This window comes from Domibacillus sp. PGB-M46, from assembly GCF_022668875.1.
Taxonomy (GTDB): domain Bacteria; phylum Bacillota; class Bacilli; order Bacillales; family Domibacillaceae; genus Domibacillus.
This window is the reverse complement of sequence record NZ_JAKGCR010000003.1, coordinates 133498-151417: the sequence shown is the minus strand read 5'-3', so window position 1 is coordinate 151417 and position 17920 is coordinate 133498. Positions and strand designations below refer to the sequence as shown.

The 17920-nt window shown below is 47.5% G+C and carries 16 protein-coding genes; 1 reads left to right on the top strand and 15 read right to left on the bottom strand.

The features are described 5' to 3' along the window. Positions 1-42: 42 nt before the first annotated feature. From L2D08_RS04835 to uxaC, 11 genes are all read right to left on the bottom strand, one after another. Entirely contained in the window at positions 43-1407 is a 1365-nt protein-coding gene (locus tag L2D08_RS04835; protein ID WP_242232597.1) for a PTS transporter subunit EIIC, read from the bottom strand. A gap of 46 nt (positions 1408-1453) precedes the next feature. After that, positions 1454-2308: a MurR/RpiR family transcriptional regulator gene (locus tag L2D08_RS04830; RefSeq protein ID WP_242232596.1), complete on the bottom strand. Its 855-nt coding sequence runs from the start codon at positions 2306-2308 to the stop codon at positions 1454-1456. Continuing rightward, on the bottom strand, positions 2305-3216 hold the full coding sequence (gene murQ / locus L2D08_RS04825) for an N-acetylmuramic acid 6-phosphate etherase (protein WP_242232819.1): 912 nt from the start codon (positions 3214-3216) through the stop codon (positions 2305-2307). Before murQ ends, L2D08_RS04830 begins: the two co-directional genes overlap by 4 nt. 247 nt (positions 3217-3463) lie before the next feature. Then, entirely contained in the window at positions 3464-4318 is an 855-nt protein-coding gene (locus tag L2D08_RS04820; RefSeq protein WP_242232595.1) for an HAD family hydrolase, read from the bottom strand. An 89-nt stretch (positions 4319-4407) separates the two neighbouring features. Next, on the bottom strand, positions 4408-4674 hold the full coding sequence (locus L2D08_RS04815) for a phosphocarrier protein HPr (protein ID WP_242232594.1): 267 nt from the start codon (positions 4672-4674) through the stop codon (positions 4408-4410). 143 nt (positions 4675-4817) lie between these two features. Then, positions 4818-5453, bottom strand: a complete 636-nt coding sequence (locus L2D08_RS04810) for a phosphoheptose isomerase family protein (protein WP_242232593.1) — start codon at positions 5451-5453, stop codon at positions 4818-4820. An 88-nt stretch (positions 5454-5541) separates the two neighbouring features. Then, positions 5542-6396, bottom strand: a complete 855-nt coding sequence (locus tag L2D08_RS04805) for a MurR/RpiR family transcriptional regulator (RefSeq protein ID WP_242232592.1) — start codon at positions 6394-6396, stop codon at positions 5542-5544. A gap of 129 nt (positions 6397-6525) precedes the next feature. Continuing rightward, positions 6526-7035 carry a DUF3231 family protein gene (locus L2D08_RS04800; RefSeq protein WP_242232591.1) on the bottom strand — a complete coding sequence of 170 codons (510 nt, stop codon included), beginning with the start codon at positions 7033-7035 and terminating at the stop codon, positions 6526-6528. 97 nt (positions 7036-7132) lie between these two features. Beyond that, a complete protein-coding gene (locus L2D08_RS04795) occupies positions 7133-8617 on the bottom strand; it encodes a UxaA family hydrolase (protein ID WP_309241328.1) in 1485 nt (494 codons plus the stop codon). After that, positions 8586-10049, bottom strand: coding sequence for a tagaturonate reductase (locus L2D08_RS04790; RefSeq protein ID WP_242232589.1), 1464 nt, complete (start codon positions 10047-10049; stop codon positions 8586-8588). The genes L2D08_RS04795 and L2D08_RS04790 overlap by 32 nt, the downstream gene beginning before the upstream one ends. Next, positions 10018-11463: a glucuronate isomerase gene (gene uxaC / locus L2D08_RS04785; protein ID WP_242232818.1), complete on the bottom strand. Its 1446-nt coding sequence runs from the start codon at positions 11461-11463 to the stop codon at positions 10018-10020. The genes L2D08_RS04790 and uxaC overlap by 32 nt, the downstream gene beginning before the upstream one ends. A gap of 144 nt (positions 11464-11607) precedes the next feature. On the opposite strand from uxaC, the gene L2D08_RS04780 reads away from it, so the two are divergent. Next, positions 11608-12597, top strand: coding sequence for a LacI family DNA-binding transcriptional regulator (locus tag L2D08_RS04780; protein ID WP_242232588.1), 990 nt, complete (start codon positions 11608-11610; stop codon positions 12595-12597). 154 nt (positions 12598-12751) lie between these two features. Here L2D08_RS04780 and bglB read toward each other — a convergent pair whose 3' ends face one another. From bglB to L2D08_RS04760, 4 genes are read right to left on the bottom strand one after another with little or no spacing between them, the layout of a single operon-like run. Next, on the bottom strand, positions 12752-13852 hold the full coding sequence (gene bglB, locus L2D08_RS04775; protein WP_242232587.1) for a beta-galactosidase BglB: 1101 nt from the start codon (positions 13850-13852) through the stop codon (positions 12752-12754). Then, on the bottom strand, positions 13824-15230 hold the full coding sequence (locus tag L2D08_RS04770) for a family 4 glycosyl hydrolase (protein ID WP_242232586.1): 1407 nt from the start codon (positions 15228-15230) through the stop codon (positions 13824-13826). The genes bglB and L2D08_RS04770 overlap by 29 nt, the downstream gene beginning before the upstream one ends. Next, the gene (locus L2D08_RS04765) at positions 15227-17233 is read right to left on the bottom strand and encodes a beta-galactosidase (RefSeq protein WP_242232585.1); all 2007 of its coding nucleotides are present in this window, start codon (positions 17231-17233) and stop codon (positions 15227-15229) included. The genes L2D08_RS04770 and L2D08_RS04765 overlap by 4 nt, the downstream gene beginning before the upstream one ends. After that, a complete protein-coding gene (locus L2D08_RS04760; protein WP_242232584.1) occupies positions 17226-17915 on the bottom strand; it encodes a rhamnogalacturonan acetylesterase in 690 nt (229 codons plus the stop codon). Before L2D08_RS04760 ends, L2D08_RS04765 begins: the two co-directional genes overlap by 8 nt. Positions 17916-17920: the final 5 nt, after the last annotated feature.

Sequence of the window (17920 nt, the reverse complement as noted above, 5' to 3'; positions counted from 1 at the left end):
TATGTAAAAAGCGCAGAAAAGAGTCTCTGCGCTTTGCTTTCTTCATTCATTAAACTCTTTGGCCATTTCATCTTTAAAGCCGAACAAATACGTAAATGCAAAACCGGCCGCATACGCGATAACAAGTCCGGCTAAATACAATAGAATTTGATGCGGAAGAACAATAAACGAAAGCGGCAGGCCGGAAACCCCGATCGCACTTGTGGCAACATTGAAGTATGCCTGAAACGCGCCGCCAACACCTGCACCGAGGCAGGCGGTCAAAAATGGCCTTCCGAGCGGCAGCGTCACGCCGAAAATAAGCGGCTCACCGATGCCGAGCATGCCGGAAGGAAGAGATCCCCCTATCGCCCGCTTTAATCGTTTTTTCCTTGTTTTCATATAAATCGCAAAGGCAGCGCCCACCTGGCCGGCTCCACCCATGGCCAAAATAGGAAGAAGCGGATCATCTCCGATGGAATTGAGCAGTTCCAGGTGAATTGGTGTCAGCCCTTGATGAAGGCCCGTTACCACGAGCGGCAGAAACGTTGCGCCAAGTACAAAGCCAGCGACGATTCCGCCTATATCTAAAACAGCCAGCAGACCATTTGTAATCACTTCAGAAATAAAACCGCCGATTGGCATAAAAATCACATACGTGACAATACCGGTAATCAGCAGGGCAATGGTCGGCGTCACGATAATATCAAGCGACTGCGGCACCCCTTTACGAATCCAGCGCTCAACATAAGCGATGAAAATAGCCGCAAACAAAATTCCAATCAAGCCGCCGCGTCCCGGCACCAATGCTTCCCCAAACAATGTAACGCCTTCAATCGCCGGATTGATGACCAAAATGCCGGCCAGCGCACCCAGAGCAGGTGATCCGCCAAACTCTTTTGCCGCATTTAAGCCGACTAAAATGCCGAGGTAAGCAAACAAGCCGCTGCCAATCGCTGTTAAAAGAAGAGCGGTTTGTGAATCAGCCGCCAGCCAGCCTGCTTGAATAATCGCTTTCGATATACCTGTAATCAGTCCAGATGCAACGAGTGCCGGAATAAGCGGAATAAAGATGCTCGATATTTTACGCAAAAACAGCTTAAACGGCGTGGCATTTTTTTCTTTTAATTCTGCTTTTACGGCAGCTGCACGGTCTCTCAGTATCTTTCCACCTGACGCATCCATGATTTTGCCAAACTCTTCTGCGACTTTATTGACTTTCCCCGGACCTAGAATCACTTGAATCGTTTCTTCTTCAACCACTCCGAAAACTCTATCAATTTTTTTTATCGCCTCTGTATTTACGCGCGCATAATCTACTGGTGTTACTCTCAGCCGCGTCATGCAGTGGGTAAAAGATTCGACATTCTCCGGTCCGCCTAAACAGTCGGAAATTTGCTGTGCGATCATTTTATTTTCGCTTGTCATCCCCGCTCACCCTTTCCCCGTATTTCGACCCTTTGTTTCCCCTTTTTTATTTTGATTCTTTTAAAAAGCCGATCGCTTCCCTTGAACGATCAATATACTGTACCGTTTGATCAAATTCTTTTGTTGCCACACCCATAAATAACACATCAATCACAAACAATTGAGCAAATCGTGAAGCGGTGGCAGCGCTTCTGAGCGGTGCTTCGCTTGATGCAGATGTAAACAAGTTGATATCCGCCAGAGACGCAGCGGTAGATGATCCATATCTGGTTAAGCTGATCGTTTTGACTCCCCGCTTTTGGGCGAGGGACAGGAGACGTGCCACTTCCTGTGTTTCTCCTGAAAACGAAATGCCCAAAAGCACATCATCCGCTGCCGCGTTGGCAATCAGGGATGCCACTAAATGTGTATCAGTAAAAGCCGTTGCGTTTTTGTGAATGCGCAGCAGTTTTTGCTGGGCATCCATCGCAATTAAGCTCGAAGCGCCGATACCAAAACAGTGAACCGTTTTTGCTCCCGCCAGTGCCTCAACCGCCGCCTCCATTTGCCCGTAATCTATCAATTCGGCTGTATCCGTTAAGCTTTGAATCCCATTGCTCAATGTTTTCTGTGTGATGCCATCAAGCGTTTCGCCGCTTTCAATATCCCGGTATCCTGCTTCCGGTACTTTCACTAAATCACCGGCGACCCGGACTTTTAACTCCTGAAACCCTTTAACCCCCATTGATTTGCATAAGCGAATCACTGCCGCGCTGCTTGAACCAGCCATTTGGCTGATTTCGCTTGCTGTAGCATGCAGCAGCTTTTCAGGCTGTCCCAAAATAAACTGGGCGACTTTTTTTTCTGAAGGAGGCAGCTGGGGCAAAATGCTCCGCAGCCTGTTTAATCCCCCTGTGGTCATCGGCTGCTTCCTCCGCGTGCGCCCCCCCTTTTAACAGCTCTGCGCACATATCCTTCCGCTTTTGTTAACAGCTCTTTAGCTTCTTCGAATGGCACGCCGCATTCGAGCATCACAATCGCTGTTTTCACTTCGTTTCCGGCTGCATCGAGTGTTTCTTCTGCCTGCTTTTTGGGGACGCCTGTTACCCGGACAATTGTGTGAACCGCTCTTTGTCTCAGCTTTACATTGCTCACGCGCACATCGACCATTAAATTTTCAAATGCCTTGCCCATTTGCAGCATGGAGGCGGTCGAAATCATATTTAAAATCATTTTTTGTGCTGTGGCTGCTTTTAAGCGTGTAGATCCCGTTAACACTTCCGGTCCGACCACGACTTCAATTGGCTGATCAGCATACGCGCTGATTTGAGCATTTTTATTGCAGGAAATAGCAGCTGTTTTGGCACCAATTTCCCGGGCATACGCGAGCCCGCCCTTTACGTAAGGCGTCCTGCCGCTTGCCGCTAATCCAACGACGGTATCCCTTTCTGTTAATCCGCGGCTTTGGAGGTCCTGCCGGCCGGCGGCTTCATCATCTTCTGCTCCTTCAACCGCTTTTACAAAGGCGTGTTCACCTCCCGCAATAAGACCCTGCACCATTTGGGGCGGTGTGCTAAACGTTGGCGGGCACTCAACCGCATCGAGCATACCGAGACGGCCGCTCGTTCCAGCGCCTATATAAAAAAGACGGCCTCCTTTTTGAAACGAGTGAAGCACAAAGCCAACGACCTGTTCGATGTCAGGAAGCACTTCCTTGACAGCTTCTGCCACGCCATGGTCTTCCTCGTTCATCATCGTTAAGATTGTTTTTGTATCTGCTGTGTCTATCTGCATGGTACGGCTGTTTCTTGACTCGGTCGTCAGCTGCATCAGCTTTTCCCCCAACTAAATCCCCCCTCTTGAATAATGCCATCATTGTAACCGCTTTGATTTTAACTTTCAATATTTTTTAATAATTATGAAATAATATTTTAAAAAAGACATAAAACCTTTGCGAATATCCACAAAGGTTTTATGTCTTTTTGATGAAAGCTTTCGCTGATGAGCATAGGCAGATGAACTCAGTGCCTGTCCTATAGAAAAGCCCGCCGGCTCATCGGCTCTCCAGCTTGAACCTTTACCGCATTAAAAAATCGATCGCTTCTCCAATGCCATTTTCATCATTTGAAGCGGTTACGTGCTGCGCTGCGGCCCTAACGGCTGCTGGTGCGTTCCCCATGGCAATGCCAATGCCCGCACATTGAAACATCGAAATGTCATTGAAGTTATCACCGATGGCGGCTGTTTGGGAAAGCGGCACGCCAAGACGCAGGGCAAGCTCCTTTAAAGCACTGCCTTTCGTTGCACCATGAGGCGAAATTTCTAAATTCACATAATTGGAACTGCTGGCTGCTTCCACATCCGGCAGGCTTGTTTTGATTTTTTGTTCAATCTCCCGAAAATCGCCTGTTTCACTGAAAATGGCCATTTTTGAGACATCCGGATGGTTCTCGAGCCATTGACTGATGTTCGGTGTCACCCGCACCCTGCATTCCTCTAAATATGTGTTTCGCCGTTCCCGCAAGCCGCCTGTTTGAACGAGCGGAAGAATATTTTGGTCTACCCATTTCTCATTCCAGCGGTTTTTCTCTGGTACAATCAAGTCGTTTCCTTCATATAAATGAACACATATGTTTTCCTCTTCGCAAAATGAAACAAATTGCTTTAAACCTGCATATGAAAAGGTTTTTTGATTGAGCAATTCGCCCTTTTCATCGTGAAGCACTGCACCATTTAACGAAATAATCGGCGTTTTTAAACCGATTGTTTCAGCAATCCAGCGTGTAGCAAGCGGTGTCCTGCCGCTGCAGATTACTACCCGGCCGCCCGATTTTTCAAAAGCGCGAATTGCCCGGATGGAACGCTGATCAATTTCTTTTTCCTCATTCAGAAATGTCCCATCCAAATCAATCGCAATCAGTGAGTAAGCCATTTCATTTCCTCCGCGTTTCGATTTTTATGTATGAAAAAACGGAAAGAAGGGACTCTTCTTTCCGTTTTAAGAGAAAACTTGGACAAAAATTATTCGCCAAGACCTTGAGTTTTAATTGTTTCGCCTACAGCTTCGATTGCCTGATCTTCGTCAGAACCAGCAGCTGTTACTGTGATAGACGCGCCTTTTGGAATACCAAGAGACATAACGCCCATGATTGATTTTAGGTTTACTGTTTTGCCGTTGTACTCAAGGTTTACATCTGAGCTGAATTTTGAAGCTGTTTGAACAAGTACTGTAGCCGGACGAGCGTGAATACCTGTTTCATCTGTAATTGTAAATGTTTTTTGTGCCATGTTAAGAAAACTCCTTTGTCGTTAAAATTGTACGCTGTTCCTATTATAAAATAAACTGCACACAAATACCACTAAAGTGCTGTCGCATTTTAGCGTAAAACAAAAATCTCTGCTTTTTCTTGTCTCATTGGAAAAACAGAGAATTAAAAGGAAATTTCTTTTAACTCGTATTGGAGAATATAAGCTGATGCTGCCTGTGAAACAAGACGGATAAACAGATTTTGCAGCCATGCCCGCTGAAAGGCGGTTGAATGTTGATCCAAATCCAGCTTTATATTGATACTGGCCAGCATTTTCTCCTCTGGTTCCTGGCCAAGCAGAATACTTGCTGTCATCGCACCGCTTTTCCGTGCGTATCTTAAGCTGCTCTCCGTATAAGAGGATGCCTCTGCCGCAAAGCAAATGACCATATCACGAGGCCCAGCCTGGAGTTCGTTTAAATCCATTCGTGCTAAAAGCTCATTTTTGCCCGATTTTGGGCAGTATTTTTTTCCAACGCTATAATTTTGCAGTCTCACTGGTCCGCTTAAATCGGTTATATGAATACGCTCACTTGCTCGAGGAGTCAGATAAATTAATCGTCCGTTTTTTTGAATCGTTTGAATGGCCGCGATCACCAATTTGTGAATCGAACCTATTTCTTCTTTTATGCTTTTGAACATGATGGAATCGTTTATTTGACCTGAGTGTAACAGTTCGTTGATGTGACGGAAACAGTCAAATGTGTCTTCATCTGCCACTTGCTTAACATCTTGTACGGTTTGCATTTTATCACTCATTTCTCTTGAAGCGTCCCAACTCCTATTATACGCCCAAGAAATAAAAATACAATTTTTCCAGCACATTTTGTGAAATTTTACTTTTTTATTATTTTTTTAATTTTGAAACAGCATCAGATGCTTTTGCATATGGCTCTTCTACATAGGAGCCAATTTGATGAAAAACCGCTACGTACAGAGCATCAATCATATTCATCTGAACGGTTCTAGAAGCAATGCTCCCAATCCGCTTTTCATGCTCCACCATTGGTGTTCCAAGAATAATATCGGCTTCTTTGTACAAAACCGATTTGCCCACAGCCGTAATAGCGATGACGGTGGCGCCTCTTGATTGGGCAAAACGAGCGAGCTCAATAACGTCTTTTGTTTTGCCTGACGTACTGATTGCGATAAACACATCTCCCTCCTGCATATGGGCAGCCACCGAAAGTGAAAAATGAAAATCCGGCGTCATGACCGCATGGAAGCCAAGCTTCGCAAATTTATAGTGTCCATCAACGGCCGCAGCAGCTGAACCGCCTACTCCATAAAATAGGATCATTTTCGATTGAAGCAGTGCCTGGACAGCTTTAGACAACTCCCGCTTGTCCAATGCTGAAAGGGCGGCGTCAAGCGCACCCCGGTTCACGTGGGTGACTTTGTTAAACAGCTCATAGGGCGAATCTTTAGACTGCAGCAATGAAAAGTCATTGACACTCATGGATGTATTCGACAATTCTTTGACGAGTGTTAATTTAAACGTTTTGTAGCTTCCAACCCCAATCGTTTTGCAAAACCGGATGACCGTTGCTTCACTGACTTCCGCCCTTTTCGATAACTCCCCTGTCGTCATGCTCGGTACAAGGTGGGCATTACTTAAAATAAAGGACGCTACCTTTTGTTCTGCTGTGCTCATCTCACTGCTTTGAAGTTTTATTTTTTCCAGCATTGATGTTCCGCTCATTCGGCCCCTCCTGAATGTGTTGTTTTTATCTTATCGGACAAGCTTAAAAAGCGTCAATTGGTGCTGGCACAATTGGTTCTATTTTCAGAAAAAAAGCAGGACTGTCTGGATAACAGTCCTGCTTTTTCACTATGCATTTACGTGGCTCATATGAAGGGGCGGCACAACAAGCCAGCCTTTTTCTTTTAAAAGCCGTAAGTTAGTCTGACCAAGTTTCGCTTTGGCTGTGTGAAACTCTCCGAACATCATCGCAATATCTTCACGGATACACTGCGCCATTGCCTGGCTGTGCGATGTTAAGCCCATGCCGATATCCTTTCCGATCATCGACGCAATTTCTGGATCTTGAATACGCGCTCCCGGTGGAATGCTTTCAAGATCTGCATGTGGACGTTCAGGAGGCTCCGGCGGGATCGCTACGCCATTTTCTCTTAAGATTTCATCCAGGCCTGCCATTTCCGCACGTGCCAATGTTAAGCCTTCCTCGATCACTCTCTTCAAATCGCCATCACCGGCATGGTTTAACATTGTGCTGTAAAAAGCGGCTGCGCTTTTAGCGGCCAGGGAGCCTGACCAGATAGCAGCTACTTCACCGTAGTGCAGCGGCTCGTCTTTTGGATTTCCACTTAAAATACCCATCGTATCCCTCCATCAAAGTAGATAGTGTGTGCTTGTCTGCACACGACTAGTATTTTGAAGTGGAAGCCATCCTATTCAGAAAGTTCGGGACCGGCTCTTACAGCGTTACGCCTGTTTTAAAAATAGCGAGCTCGCGGAAATTATTTCTTTCATTATTCACCCATTCACCGCTTGCTACCCGGATAATATATTGAATAAAATCCTCAAGGACCAGGTCTGCTGATATGTCTCCAATCAGCGCTCCGGCATTGTAATCAATCCAATGACGCTTTTTCTCGTAAAGCGGCGTGTTTGTAGCGATTTTTACCGTCGGCACAAATGAGCCAAATGGGGTACCGCGCCCTGTTGTAAAAAGAACCATCTGGCAGCCGGATGCCGCTAAAGCAGAAGAAGCCACCAAGTCATTTCCAGGAGCGCTTAATAAATTCAGCCCCTGCTTTTTTAAGCGGCCTCCATACGGGAGCACATCCACGATTGTCGATGTGCCGGCTTTTTGCGTGCAGCCGAGTGACTTATCTTCAAGCGTTGTGATGCCGCCTGCTTTATTGCCCGGTGATGGATTTTCATATACAGGCTGGTTGTGGTCGATAAAATACTGCTTAAAATCGTTGATCAGCCCGACAATCTTCTTGAACACTTCCTCATTTTCGGCACGCTCCATCAGGATTGTTTCGGCACCGAACATTTCTGGCACTTCTGTTAGCACGGTCGTGCCGCCCTGGGCAGTGAGAAAGTCAGAAAACCGGCCCAGGAGCGGGTTGGCGGTAATACCGGAAAACCCGTCTGATCCCCCGCACTTTAAGCCAATTTTAAGCTCAGAAAGCGGTACTTCCTCCCGGTGATCATGCTTTACGGCTTCCCAGATAGCGTGCAGGCATTTCACTCCTGCCTCCACTTCATTTTCTACGTCCTGTGAAAGCAGAAATTGAACACGGCTTCCATCATATTCGCCGAGTGAATCGCGCAGCTCATTAATATTGTTGTTTTCGCAGCCAAGCCCAAGCACCAGCACTCCGCCTGCATTTGGATGGACAATGGCGTCTGCTAATATTTGTTTTGTCTGGGCATGGTCATCCCCAAGCTGAGAGCACCCGTAATTGTGTTTTAAAACGAGCGCGTTTTCAAAAGGTGTAATATCTCCGCCCCGTTCCTGCTTGAACTGCTCAATGATGAGGTCGGCAATACCGTTTACACAGCCGACCGTCGGGACAATCCAGAGCTCGTTACGAATACCGACACTTCCATTGGCACGCTTGTAACCTTTAAAAACCGCTGTTGATCGTTTAAATGGATTATCGTTTAATTTTTGTGTAAAAGTATAGGTCTGAATATCGTTTAAATTGGTTTTTACGTTATGCGTATGAACAATGCTTCCCCTTTTAATGGGCTTTGTAGCATGCCCAATCGGAAAACCGTATTTAACAACGTTGTTATTTTCTTCGATATCCTGCAGCGCAATTTTATGCCCTCGGACTGCGTCCTCTGAGAGCTCTACGCCCGATTTGATGTGCGTTCCTTTTGGTAAATCCCGAAGCGCTACCGCGACATTATCACGACCGTTGATGATCAGCGTATCTTTCACCATGTGCACCTGCTTTCTTTAACGTATCGATGACGCCGTTGCGTTCAATGTCAAGCGCAAAACGGGCTGTTTGGTCTGCCAGGCCGGAGATACGGTTTAAATCCTGGCCCCACAGCGCTTCATATCCGAGCACATTTCGCACAAGCTCTTCAATGGCTTCATCTGTACCATTGCATGCACGCCATTGATCGCGGAAAAAATCGACGATATACGCTTCATCCGTTTCGCTTTTTTTGTATACATGAATCCAGGCAGCAAGGGCAAGCGCTATCCGCTGAGGCACTTCACCAAATGCTTCTGCATACTTGATCAGTACCGGCATATTTCTCGTTTTAAATTTCGGTATCGCATTCAAAGCAATGCTTTTCACATAATGCTGGACAAACGGATTGGCAAACCGGTTTAACACTTCATGCGCAAAAGCAGTCGTTTCTTTCTCTCGCAGCCCAATCGCCGGTATAATTTCTTCGAAAATAAGCCCTTCAACAAAAGCGTTTGTATCGCTGTTCGTCACGGTTTCTTTTACCGTTTCGATTCCTGAAAGCAGCGCAATCGGCGTTAAAGCAGTGTGTGCCCCGTTCAAGATAAACACTTTGCTTAACCGGTACGGAGCCAGGTCCTCCACCACTTTTACATTCAATCCGGCCGCATGAGCTGGAAACTCTTCCTCCAGCCAGCCAGGCCCTTCGATCGCCCACAAGTGATAATGCTCACCGACAGTCATTAACTGGTCTTCAAAGCCAAGCTCCCTTTCCAGCTCTTCTCCATCCTCTTCGGGATAGCCCGGTACAATCCGGTCGACCAAGCTGTTGCAAAATGTATTCGCTGTCTCTACCCATTCCGCGAAGATTTCGCCGAGCTGCCATGCTTTTGCATAACGTAGCACCATTTCTTTTAACACTGCACCATTTCGGTCAATCAGTTCACACGGAATGATCACGAGCCCTTTACCCGAGTCTCCATTAAAATGAGTAAACCGTTTCCATAACAACGCTGTTAATTTACCCGGAAAACTGTTTTGCGGGCGGCTCTCCAGCTCGTCTTCCTCGTCAAACGCGATGCCGGCTTCAGTTGTGTTAGAGACGACAAACCGGAGATCCGGGCTCGTTGCCAGTGCCATATACTCGTCGTATTGGTCGTGTACATTCAGCGCCCGGCTGATCGATTCGATTACTTCATGCTGGCGCACGGCTCTGCCGTCCAGCATTCCCTGGAGAAAAAGACTGTACAGCCCGTCCTGCTCATTGATCACATCCGCGGCACCACGTTTAGTGGATTGAACAACCACTACACTGCCGTTAAAATCTGTTTCTTTATTCATACGGTGAATCATCCAGTCGGTAAATGCTCTTAAAAAATTGCCTGTGCCAAATTGAAGCACCCGTTCTGGGTATTCTGTTTTACCGTGCGCTGTTTTGGTTAGACGCTGCAAGAAGTCCGCCCCCTTTTTCATTTAAGCCGAAGTCAAAATAAGCGGCCGCGTTTTCAAAGCAAATCCCTTTAACAATTCCGCCAAGAAGGTCCATATCATTCGGGACTTCCCCCTGCTCGACCCACGTACCGATTAAATCACAGACAAGACGGCGGAAATATTCATGGCGTGTGTAGGACAAAAAGCTGCGTGAATCCGTCAGCATGCCGATAAACTGGCTGAACAAGCCAAGATTGGCCAGTGCTTTCATTTGATCAAGCATTCCGTCCTTCTGGTCATTAAACCACCAGGCCGTCCCAAACTGAATTTTGCCCGGCACGCCGCCTCCCTGGAAGCTGCCTGTTACACTGGCAATTGTGTAGTTATCTTTCGGATTTAAAGAATACAGTACCGTTTTTGGCAGGCTGCCCTTTCTCTCAAGAGCGTCCAGCAGCCCGACAAGCGGCTTTGCGAGCGGCTCATCATTCATGCTGTCATAGCCCGTATCAGGACCGAGGCGCCCGAACATGCGCTCATTGTTATTGCGGTGGGCATGCATATGGTACTGCATCACCCAGCCTCGTTTGGCATACTGCTCACCGAGGAATGTCAGCGTGTATGTTTTGTACTTTGCTTCTTCTTCAACGGATACCTTTTCGCCATTTAACGCTTTTTTGAAAATGGCGCCGGCTTCTTCCTGCGTAGTCTCCGCAAACATCACCTGGTCGAGTGCGTGGTCGGATACACGTCCGCCCGTTTGGTGGAAAAAGTCAATTCTGGCTTCGAGCGCTTTTAAAAATGCATCGTAGCTGTCGATGTGTATGCCTGCCGCTTCTGAAAGTGCCGCCGTCCAATCCTTAAAGCTGTCACGGTTAAGTTCAAGGCCTTTATCCGGGCGGAATCCCGGCACAACCTTTACATCAAAGCCGCCTTCTTCTAACAGCTTTTGATGATACTCGAGAGAATCAGCCGGATCATCCGTTGTACAAACAACTTTTACGTTAGAGTTCCGGATCAAGTCACGCGCGCCCATTCGCCCGCTTGCCAGCTGCCCGTTTACCTTTTCCCAAATGGCCGGTGCGCTTTTTTCATTTAACAGCTCGTGAATGCCAAAGAACCGCTGCAGCTCAAGGTGTGTCCAGTTGTATAGCGGGTTGCCGATTGTCATAGGAACCGTCTTTGCCCAGGCAAGAAACTTATCGTAGTCATCAGCGTCTCCCGTAATATGTGACTCCTCTACCCCATTTGCCCGCATAAGCCGCCATTTGTAATGGTCCCCATACAGCCATGCTTCCGTTATATTAGCAAACTGCTTGTTTTCATAAATTTCTCTTGGGCTTAAATGGCAGTGATAATCGATAATCGGCATTCCTTTAGCGTAGTCCTCATACAATGTAACCGCTGTCTTATTGGTCAACAAAAATTGATCATCCATAAATGCTTTCACGTTTCCCATCTCCCTTTTCATAATAACAACGTTGTTATTATCATACTGCATTGTTTTATTTCACGCAATCCTTTATTGATAACAACGTTTTTTTAGAGTAACATGAAGAAAAAACAACTCAGGTGATTGATTATGGCCATTACGATAAAAGATATTGCAAAAGCGGCTGGTGTCAGCTATTCAACGGTCTCAAAAGCATTAAATGACAGTCCGCTCGTTCAGCCGAAAACAAAAGAAAAGATTCATCGGGTGGCACGTGAAATGGGGTATGAGCCTAATTTTGCAGCAAAGCAGCTGGTCACCAATCAATCCAAAACCATTGGATTGATTTGGCCGACGCTGGATCGTGCAGCTCATTCTACTCTTGTGACCGAGCTGAACAACGAAATTCAAAGAAGGGGGTTTTCGATGATTTTATCCGTTAACCCTGTCCAGGCTTCTCTTGATTTGTTCAAACGGTTTCATGTAGATGGGGTGCTGATTTTCGATGAGGAAAACAATCTTTCTTCTGGTGTGACCGCGCCGTTTCCCGTTGTTTCATACGGAGCCGGGCCGCAAAATTCTTTTTCCTTTGTGGACCTTCATTACCAAGAAGCGATGTTTCAGGCAGTCAAATATTTAAAAGAGCTCGGCCACCGGGACATTTCTTTTATTGGCGATTTTTCTCCCCTTAATTTGCGTCAGCAGGAAAAGTACCGCGGCTTTGAACGGGCGATGCAGCATTTTAACCTGCCGGTTCATAAACAGTCGTTTATTAATTCAGCCGGTCTTGAATGGTATGACGGCTATCAGGCAACCAAAAGAATGCTGCGGTCTTCTTTTCTTCCTTCTGCTGTGATTGGTGCGAGCTATGATATTAGTGCAGGCATTGTGCGGGCCATCCGCGAAACGAGTCTGGTGATTCCAAAAGATATGTCGATTATCGGTTATGACAACATTCCGCAGATGGCTACGCTTGAAGTGCCGCTGACTAGTATCGGTGTTCCTGTTCAAGCTGTTGCCGAGCAAATGACGTCGCTTCTTTTTGAACAGCTGGAAACCAGGTCAACGGAGCAGCTCACCCGCACGATGAACTCTGTTTTAATCGAGCGGCATTCCTGCGCCCGCGTAAACGGACGGTAACCTTCTTCTTTCGGCCGGAAAAAGAAAAATAGAGCTGGTTTTTCCCGCTGCCGGGTCGGAATGGAAGAAAATCCGGCCGAACAGCTTTAGAATCCGGCCCGAATTTAACAATTCCGGCCCAGCCAATAAAAAAGAGGCGCGTAGAGCGCCTCTTTTACAATTTTACATATAAATATTCAACTAAGCATAAGATCGCCATCGACTGGCCGTACGGCATGGCTGTGACGGGAATCTGCTTATAAAACTCAAGTGTTTCTCCCATGGCCGTCCCGGCGGATACATGCTTTAGTTCGCCTGTTTCATCAATGTTTTCGATTACTGCTTCTACTGCTTTCAAGCCCATTTCTTTGTACTTTTTTCCAACGTAGCGCTTGCGCACAGCTTTTAATGTACCAAAGCCAAAGCCTGCCGTACAGGAGGCTTCCACGTAAGAAGACGGGTCTAAAAGCAGCGTATGCCAAAGCCCATTTTCATTCTGGCACGCCTGCAGCGCTTCAAGCTGGCGGTCTAACGTGTCGATCAGCACCTGGCGGACCGGGTCGCCTGCCGGCAGTTCCACCAGATCCAGAAATTCCGGAATTGCAATTGTAATCCAGGAATTTCCGCGTCCCCACAATGCTTCCGCAAAGTTATGATTGCCCTCAAATGTCCAGCCGTGGAACCAAAGGCCGGTTTTTTTATCAAATAAATACTTAATGTGTACAAGGAATTGTTTTTTGGCTTCTTCTACATATTCCGGCTTGCCTAAAAGCAGCCCGATTTTCGCCAGCGGCAACACGCTCATCATCAGCGTATCATCCCAAAGCTGCTGATGGTTCTCTGAGCCGAACACAACGTGCTGGATGCCGCCGTCTTTCGTACGCGGCATATCGTGATACAGCCAGTCTCCCCATGACTCCAGGTATGGCAAATACGTTGGGTTTCCTGTCTCTTCGTATAAATAAGCCATCGTTAACATTTGCACCATCGTATTAACGTTTTTCTCAACAGGCTGTTCTTTAAACTGGTCTTCAAACCATTTCACAATAATATCGAGAACGGCCTGCTTTTTCGTCAGCTTGTAATATTTCATCATGCCGTACAAGCCAACGCCCGCTGTCCATTCCCAGTAATTAAAGCTTTTATTGTCGATCTTCCGTCCATCCGCAAGCGGAATCGCATACGTTCCGTCCGGGTCGTTTAAGTTCACAAGATTATCAATCAGCAAATCAATGGTTTCTTCAATATCATGACGATGCATACGTGTTGCGATCACGAACAAAACCTCCTCCAACATGTGATTTTGTGTTTTGAATCATTTCATCAAACAGTGCTTCCGCCTGCCCAAATCCAAGCGGCGCTACAAGCGGGTCGTTGATAAACGCGTTCAGCGCAAGCTCTCTGTTTTCGGTTAACGCTGCCTGCAGTACCGCTTCTTGATTAGCGGCATGCCGTCCAATAATGCCAAGCAAATCAGCCGGCAGGCTTCCGGCTAAAACCGGCTGCACGCTGTCACGGCGTAAAACGGCGTTTGTTTCTACAACAGCTCCGTGCGGCAGATTGGCAATCTGGCCCCGGTTCGGCATATTGACGTTTGTCACAAGCTCCTCGAGCCCAAGAAGGGCAGCAATGATAGCTACTCCTTCTTCTCCAGACGATGCGAGTTCAAAATCCGCTTCGCCGGCGGCCACTTTTTGATTTTGCTCTATTTTGCTTTTTTGGTCTTTTTTCCGGAAATCAACCGGTGTTAAGTGAAACTTCCATTCCGCTATCGTTTCCGGGCTCTCAAGATAAACCGGCGGCATAAATTCTGCTAAATGGCGGTCGCCTGCTGCGGCGATGAGGCCATACCGGCGAAACAGGTCAAACTTCACCCGGTTCGCGGAGGAAAAAACGCTTTTCTCCCAATCTCCCGGATTTTTCTCGTAGCCTGATTCGGCATACTTCTCGACAAACTCCCTGTACATCGGCAGCAGGTCCATCTGTTGATAGCTTGCCCGGTCAATCCATGTAAAATGATTAATGCCGATTACATTAACCTTTATATCCTGGCGCTGCTTCACTGCTGTGCCGGTCATTTCTTCCACCATATCGGCCAGAAGGTGCTGTACTTCAAACACTTCATGGCAGCAGCCGAACGCCTTTACTTCTGGAAACACTTCATACAGCGTGCGCGTGCAAAGAGTCATCGGGTTTGTATAGTTAATGACCCACGCATCCGGTGCGTACGCTTTAATATTCTCCGCAATTTCTTTGTAAATCGGAATGGTCCGCAGGCTGCGAATGATACCGCCCGGTCCAACTGTATCGCCGACAGCTTGATAAATCCCGTATTTCTCCGGCGTATGGACGTCAGATGCCATTTCATCGAACGATCCCGGCAGGATAGAAATAATTACAAAATCGGCATCCGCCAGGGCTTCCTTTATGTCTCCGGTTGCTTCGTATATCCATTTGCCGACTGCTTCCTCACGCGCAGATACACGGTTGCCAATGACAGCATTTTGCCGGGCGGCTTCCGGATAAATATCATAAAGCGAAACGGTCCCGCTGATTCTTGGCTCAAGCGCAAGGTCATTCATCAGCCGTTTGGCCCAGCCTTGAGATCCGCCGCCAATGTAGGCAATTTTCACATTTTCCACTTTCCGATTCATAAAGAAGCACCTTCTTTTCTAAATTCGATAATTCTATATTCGTATGGCTGTATTGTAAGTTTTCCTGCTTCTACCGGCTCCGCCTTCAACTTGTCCTGCCCGCCTGATGGCACAGTTACCGTGCCGCCGTGACCATCCATATTGACCATCACCCACATTGCACGCCCATCCTCCGTTTCGCGCGGCACGACAATCGTGCCCGGCGTCACATCTGTTTGTACTGCTGCGCCGGCTTCTTTTGCATAATGCTGAAAGATTTCTGCGATCAATTTCTTTCCTGCCGCTCCAGACGGCATAGAGCCAAGCATCACGATTTTTCCTTTGCCAACATGATGCTCGGTTAAAAACGCTTTGTTCGGCGTCACCCCTTTTGTAACGGTCCCAACCACACGGGCACCAGCCGGCTCAAATACAGCACTCCATAGTCCAAGCGGCGCTTCCAGCCCAAATGCTTCTCCAGACGAGGTTTGCTCATCCATCGGGAAGGTAAAAAGGGTTCTGACGCCTGCCCATTCCTCCAGCCGGCCCAATGCCCGGTCTGTATGAATGGTGTGATTCTTTGTCCGGCCGCCTGTCATTGGCCCGGCAATCCAAATGCCGCCCGCTTCCACAAAATCCTTCGCTTTTTCTAAATACTCATCAGATACGTATGGAAGCAGCGGTGTAAACAGCAGTTTATACCCTGTAAGATCGCCTCCTTCAGGCAGCACATCGCGGTGAAACCCTTCCTGTAAAATGATGTTGTATAAGTCGGTCATGAGATTTTTGTAATGAATGCCGTTGTGCGGTTCCGTCAAATGAAACATACGCGCCCGATCCGAATACGTTATCGCAATATCCGCTTGAACCGGTTTGGTCGCAAGCATGGCCGACTCTATTTTTTTGCGTGCTTCTTCAACCTGCAGCACATTTTCATATCCGACAGACGGCTCGCCCCACGCACTGATCACAGCGCTGTGCGGCAGTTCAGATCCGGTGCGCTGCTGACGCCAGAGCCAGTAGCAAAAGCCTTGGCCGCCGAGCGCGTAAGCGGCAACGGCCTCTGATCTTAAATAACCGTTTTGGTGCGGATTTGCATAGCTTTCAAGTGATGCAGCATAGGAAGTACTTGTTTCCATTACCCAAAAAGGTGTGTTCTTCTTTAACCCTCTCCATACGTCGCAGTTTAACAAGTAAGACCCCATTTTTTCCTGCGGGGCATACGTATCAAAGGAAGCAAAATCAAGATATTTAAACAGACGTTCATTATCAACCGAAAAAAAGAGTGTGCTGTTATGGGTAATGGGTGCTTTGGAATACCGGCGTATAATAGACGCCTGTTCATCCGCAAACCCGGCAATTTTTTCTGATTCAAACAGCCGGTACATCGTCTGCAGCGATGAATGGTGAAGAAACGGGGTAGCAGCCGGCTGGGGAACTTGCTCGAATGACTGGTAATATTCACTCCAAATGTGAGTGCCCCAATCCTCATTCAGCTGCTCAATTGTGCCGTATCGTGCTTCAAGCCATTGGTGCCACTGACTTTTACAAGAAGCACACATACACTCGGCGATGTGGCACTTAAATTCATTATCAAGCTGCCAGGCAATTACACCCGGCAACCGGCCAGCTTCTTTAGCAAGTGCTTCTGTAATGATGGCCGCTTTCTTGCGGAAGTGCGCGTTGTTCGTGCAGGCGTGCTGTCTCGACCCATGAGTCATCGTGCGGCCGGCCTGATCCACATGCATTCTTTCCGGGTGGCCGTGTGAAAACCAGATCGGCGGCGTTGGGGTCGGTGTACAAAGAACCGTATCGATGCCGTTTTCGTACAGGCGATTAATGATATTTGTAAAAAAGCCTACATCAATCTTTCCTTCTTCCGGCTCCATTTTCGACCAGGCGAACTCCCCAATACGCACAACGTTAATACCGGTTTCTTTCATTCGTTCAATGTCTTTGGCGATTGTTTGGTCATCCCACAGCTCCGGGTAAAAACAGGCGCCGTGGTAAAGCTTGTCAGCCATTGCGAATGGCCTCCTTTATATACGCCTTGAGCGGCAGATTTAATTCCTGAATGCCCTCTGCAACGAGCGCGGCGACTTTGCGGGCGCCGGTTTCACAAAAGTGGGTATTATCCTGGATGCCTTCGGGGTAGTTGTTGTTTTCTCCAGGGGCGAACCAGGTAAATAATTCTGCGGAACGCTCCGGCCCGTATGACTCGTAAAGCTGTTTTGTTTTCGCCCACATATCAATAAGCGGCACATCTTTTTTATCTGCCAGCTCTCTCATAGAAGCCGGATAGTCACCAAGCGAGTTTTGGATGGTGCCATCTTCTCCAAATGTACGGCGCTGAACCGAAGTGAGGAGAACAGGCAGGGCTCTCCGTTCCCTGGCTCCATCAATGTACTGGCTTAAATACTGAGGATATGTGGTCCACGGCTTTGTGCCAAAATCTTTTTGGTCGTTGTGGCCGAACTGAATAAACAAGTAATCACCCGGCGAAATGCTGTCCCATATGCCATCCAGCAGTCCTTCCTCAATGAAGCTGTTTGAGCTTCGCCCGCCTTTAGCAGCGTTTATGACTTCCACTTTATCGGTGAAACACTCAGCGGCCGCCTGCCCCCACCCCATCATGGGAGTTTCATGAGGGGGACAGTCCGCTGCAGTAGAATCACCGGCAATAAACAAACACAGTTTCTTTCCCATAGAGC

Bases quoted from the DNA above. Each gene is read 5' to 3' on its own strand.
- L2D08_RS04835 (WP_242232597.1), bottom strand. From the start codon at position 1,407: ATGACAAGCGAAAATAAAATGATCGCACAGCAAATTTCCGACTGTTTA.
- L2D08_RS04830 (WP_242232596.1), bottom strand. From the start codon at position 2,308: ATGACCACAGGGGGATTAAACAGGCTGCGGAGCATTTTGCCCCAGCTG.
- murQ (WP_242232819.1), bottom strand. From the start codon at position 3,216: ATGCAGCTGACGACCGAGTCAAGAAACAGCCGTACCATGCAGATAGAC.
- L2D08_RS04820 (WP_242232595.1), bottom strand. From the start codon at position 4,318: ATGGCTTACTCACTGATTGCGATTGATTTGGATGGGACATTTCTGAAT.
- L2D08_RS04815 (WP_242232594.1), bottom strand. From the start codon at position 4,674: ATGGCACAAAAAACATTTACAATTACAGATGAAACAGGTATTCACGCT.
- L2D08_RS04810 (WP_242232593.1), bottom strand. From the start codon at position 5,453: ATGAGTGATAAAATGCAAACCGTACAAGATGTTAAGCAAGTGGCAGAT.
- L2D08_RS04805 (WP_242232592.1), bottom strand. From the start codon at position 6,396: ATGAGCGGAACATCAATGCTGGAAAAAATAAAACTTCAAAGCAGTGAG.
- L2D08_RS04800 (WP_242232591.1), bottom strand. From the start codon at position 7,035: ATGGGTATTTTAAGTGGAAATCCAAAAGACGAGCCGCTGCACTACGGT.
- uxaC (WP_242232818.1), bottom strand. From the start codon at position 11,463: ATGGATGATCAATTTTTGTTGACCAATAAGACAGCGGTTACATTGTAT.
- L2D08_RS04780 (WP_242232588.1), top strand. From the start codon at position 11,608: ATGGCCATTACGATAAAAGATATTGCAAAAGCGGCTGGTGTCAGCTAT.
- L2D08_RS04770 (WP_242232586.1), bottom strand. From the start codon at position 15,230: ATGAATCGGAAAGTGGAAAATGTGAAAATTGCCTACATTGGCGGCGGA.
- L2D08_RS04765 (WP_242232585.1), bottom strand. From the start codon at position 17,233: ATGGCTGACAAGCTTTACCACGGCGCCTGTTTTTACCCGGAGCTGTGG.
- L2D08_RS04760 (WP_242232584.1), bottom strand. From the start codon at position 17,915: ATGGGAAAGAAACTGTGTTTGTTTATTGCCGGTGATTCTACTGCAGCG.